The organism is Microbacterium xerophyticum (genome assembly GCF_053543555.1).
The window spans coordinates 406,970-410,775 of record NZ_JBLVOB010000006.1 but is presented as its reverse complement, the minus strand read 5'-3'; the positions used below and the strand labels follow the sequence as shown (position 1 = coordinate 410,775).

Annotated in this window: 2 protein-coding genes; both read left to right on the top strand. The window is 65.9% G+C overall.

The window, feature by feature from the left end:
• The first annotated feature begins 57 nt into the window (after nt 1-57).
• On the top strand, nt 58-795 hold the full coding sequence (locus ACNPNP_RS08615; RefSeq protein ID WP_448966154.1) for a DUF3159 domain-containing protein: 738 nt from the start codon (nt 58-60) through the stop codon (nt 793-795).
• A 106-nt stretch (nt 796-901) separates the two neighbouring features.
• Nucleotides 902-3,778 carry an aconitate hydratase AcnA gene (gene acnA / locus ACNPNP_RS08610; protein WP_448965620.1) on the top strand — a complete coding sequence of 959 codons (2,877 nt, stop codon included), beginning with the start codon at nt 902-904 and terminating at the stop codon, nt 3,776-3,778.
• The last annotated feature ends 28 nt before the right edge of the window (nt 3,779-3,806 follow it).

The following is a 3,806-nucleotide window of genomic DNA, read 5'->3' as shown; positions in this document are numbered from 1 at the left end:
ACCGATCCCCCCCCGAGACCTGATTCCGCTGAAGATGCCGGCTACGCCGGGATCCGCGTGAGCGGCGACCGCGAAGGCGAAGAGCCGCGCGAGCAGAGCACGTCGGAGCTGCTCGGCGCTGCACTCGGCGGAGCGGCCCGCAGGGCCGGGATCGACCCCGCCGAGAATGCCAGCACGCAGAAGGTCGTCTGGTCCGCGATCGGCGGGTGGCGCGGGGTGCTCGAATCCGTGCTGCCGAGTCTCGCGTTCGTCATCCTGTTCACGCTCCGACCGGAGCCGCTCGTCCTGTCACTCGGTGTCTCCGTCGGCCTCGCCGCGGTGTTCACGATCGTGCGCCTGGTGCAGAAATCACCACCGTCGGCAGCACTGGGCGGGCTGATCGCCGCCGGTGCGGCTGCGGCCCTGGCGCTGTGGACCGGCCGCGGCGCGGACAACTTCGTTCCCGGACTGATCACGAACGCCGTCTACGGGACGGCCTTCCTCGTGTCCGCCCTGATCGGATGGTCGCTGATCGGGATCGCGGCAGGGTTCCTGATGGGGGAGGCCACGGCCTGGCGCGGGGACAAGCGCAAGCGGCGCGCATTCCGTCTTCTCGGCATCGCGTGGGCCGCGCTGTTCTTCGCCCGACTCGCGGTGCAGCTGCCGCTGTACCTGACAGATCAGGTCACGGCTCTCGGAACGCTGAAACTCGTCATGGGACTGCCGTTGTTCGCACCGCTCATCGCGGTCACCTGGCTCGTCGTCCGTGCGCTCTACCCCCGCGAGTCGCCGCAGGCCACCGCATCCGGTTCGTGATAGATTTATCTTGACATCAAGATAAATTGTGGGCTTTTGCCCGCGGCTCGCACGGCGCACACTGTTAGGTGTGCCTTGCTAGCCGACAGGCCCGCACGCGAGCAAGATGGAGTCGCGTGTCGCTTCCATCAGACAAGAAGGAGACGGATTCGTGTCCACGGTGAACAGCTTCGGTGCCAAGAGCACCCTGACGGTCGGCAGTACCGACTATGAGATCTTCCGAGTTGACGCGGTTCCCGGCTTCGAGAAGCTTCCGTTCAGCCTGAAGGTGCTCCTGGAGAACCTTCTTCGCACTGAAGACGGCGCGAACGTGACGAAGGCGCAGATCGAAGCGCTCGGCTCGTGGGATGCCGCGGCAGAGCCGAGCACCGAGATCCAGTTCTCGCCAGCGCGCGTGGTGATGCAGGACTTCACCGGCGTGCCGTGCATCGTCGACCTCGCGACCATGCGCGAGGCGGTCACCTCACTCGGTGGCGATCCCAACAAGATCAACCCGCTCTCGCCGGCCGAGATGGTCATCGACCACTCGGTCATCGCCGACCTGTTCGGCTCCGACAACGCGCTGGAGCGCAACGTCGAGATCGAGTACGAGCGCAACGGCGAGCGCTACCAGTTCCTGCGCTGGGGCCAGACGGCGTTCAACGACTTCAAGGTCGTTCCCCCCGGTACCGGCATCGTGCACCAGGTCAACATCGAGCACCTCGCCAAGGTCATCTACGACCGCGTCAACGGCGGTGTGCTCCAGGCCTACCCCGACACCTGTGTCGGCACCGATTCGCACACCACGATGGTCAACGGCCTCGGTGTGCTCGGCTGGGGCGTCGGCGGCATCGAGGCGGAGGCCGCGATGCTCGGACAGCCCGTGTCGATGCTCATCCCGCGCGTCGTGGGCTTCAAGCTGACCGGTGAGATCCCGGCCGGTGTCACGGCCACCGACGTGGTGCTGACGATCACCGACATGCTGCGCAAGCACGGTGTGGTCGGCAAGTTCGTCGAGTTCTACGGCGCGGGCGTCGCGTCCGTTCCGCTCGCGAACCGCGCCACCATCGGAAACATGAGCCCGGAGTTCGGCTCGACGGCCGCGATCTTCCCGATCGACGACGTCACCACCGAGTACCTGCGTCTGACCGGCCGTGACGAGCAGGCCGTCGCACTCGTCGAGGCGTATGCCAAGGAGCAGCGCCTGTGGCACGATGCCGACAACGAGCCCGTCTTCAGCGAGTACATGGAGCTCGATCTGGGGACCGTCGTCCCCTCGATCGCCGGCCCCAAGCGCCCGCAGGACCGCATCCTCCTCTCTGAGGCCAAGACGCAGTTCGAGCAGGACATCGTCAACTACGCCGAGCCGTCCACGTCGGATGACCTCGTCGACCTCGAGTCGAAGCACTCGTTCCCGGCGTCCGACCCCGGCCAGGTACCGGGGGAGGAGAACCACGACACCCGACCGGTGCACATCTCCAGCGGCGTCAACGGCACGTCCAAGCCGGTTCCGGTCACGACTCCCGACGGTGAGAGCTACATCCTCGACCACGGCGCGGTGACGCTCGCGGCCATCACGTCGTGCACGAACACCTCCAACCCGTCGGTGATGATCGCGGCAGGTCTGCTCGCACGGAAGGCGCGCGAGCGCGGACTGAAGCAGAAGCCATGGGTGAAGACGACGCTCGGCCCCGGCTCCAAGGTCGTCACGGACTACTACGAGAAGTCCGGACTCGACAAGGACCTCGAGGGACTCGGGTTCTACACAGTCGGCTACGGCTGCACGATCTGCATCGGCAACTCCGGTCCGCTGATCGAAGAGGTCTCCGAGGCCATCAACGACAACGACCTCGCTGTCACCGCTGTGCTCTCGGGCAACCGCAACTTCGAGGGTCGTATCAGCCCCGACGTCAAGATGAACTACCTGGCCTCGCCTCCGCTCGTCGTCGCGTATGCGCTGGCAGGATCCATGCACTTCGACTTCGAGACCGATGCGCTCGGCAGGGACGAGAAGGGCGAGGACGTGTTCCTGAAGGACATCTGGCCCGCGCCGGGTGAGATCCAGGACATCATCGACTCGTCGATCTCGCGCGAGCAGTTCATCAAGCAGTACGCGACCGTCTTCGACGGCGACGAGCGCTGGACGAGCCTGCCCACCCCGACCGGCCCGATCTTCGAGTGGGACGACCAGTCGACCTACGTGCGTCGTCCTCCGTACTTCGAGGGCATGACGATGGAGCTGACCCCTGTCAGCGACATCACCGGCGCGCGTGTGCTGGCGACCCTGGGCGATTCGGTCACGACCGACCACATCAGCCCTGCCGGCAACATCAAGATCGGCACGCCGGCCGCGAAGTACCTCGAGGAGCACGGTGTGCGCCAGAAGGACTTCAACTCCTTCGGGTCGCGCCGAGGCAACCACGAGGTGATGATCCGCGGCACGTTCGCGAACATCCGCCTGAGGAACCAGCTGGTTCGCGCGGTCAACGACGGTGCGGAGGTCGAGGGTGGTTTCACCCGCGACTTCACGCAGACGGACGCACCGCAGTCGTTCATCTACGACGCCAGCCAGAACTACCAGGAGGCCGGCACTCCGCTGGTGATCTTCGGTGGCAAGGAGTACGGCTCCGGCTCCTCCCGCGACTGGGCGGCCAAGGGCACCAGCCTGCTGGGCGTCAAGGCGGTCATCACCGAGAGCTTCGAGCGCATCCACCGCTCGAACCTCATCGGCATGGGCGTCGTTCCGCTGCAGTTCCCGGCGGGCGAGAGCTGGGAGTCACTGGGACTCGACGGCACCGAGGTCGTCTCGATCAGCGGTCTGGAAGAGCTCAACAACGGCACCACTCCGAAGACGGTCCACGTGACCGCCTCCCCGAGCGAGCACTCGCCTGAGGGCAAGCAGGTCGTGGAGTTCGACGCGGTCGTCCGCATCGACACACCCGGTGAAGCCGACTACTACCGCAACGGCGGCATCCTGCAGTACGTGCTGCGTTCACTCGTCTGATCGATCGCACAGGAGGGCCCCGGCGCCC

Bases quoted from the DNA above. Each gene is read 5' to 3' on its own strand.
- acnA (WP_448965620.1), top strand. From the start codon at position 902: ATGGAGTCGCGTGTCGCTTCCATCAGACAAGAAGGAGACGGATTCGTG.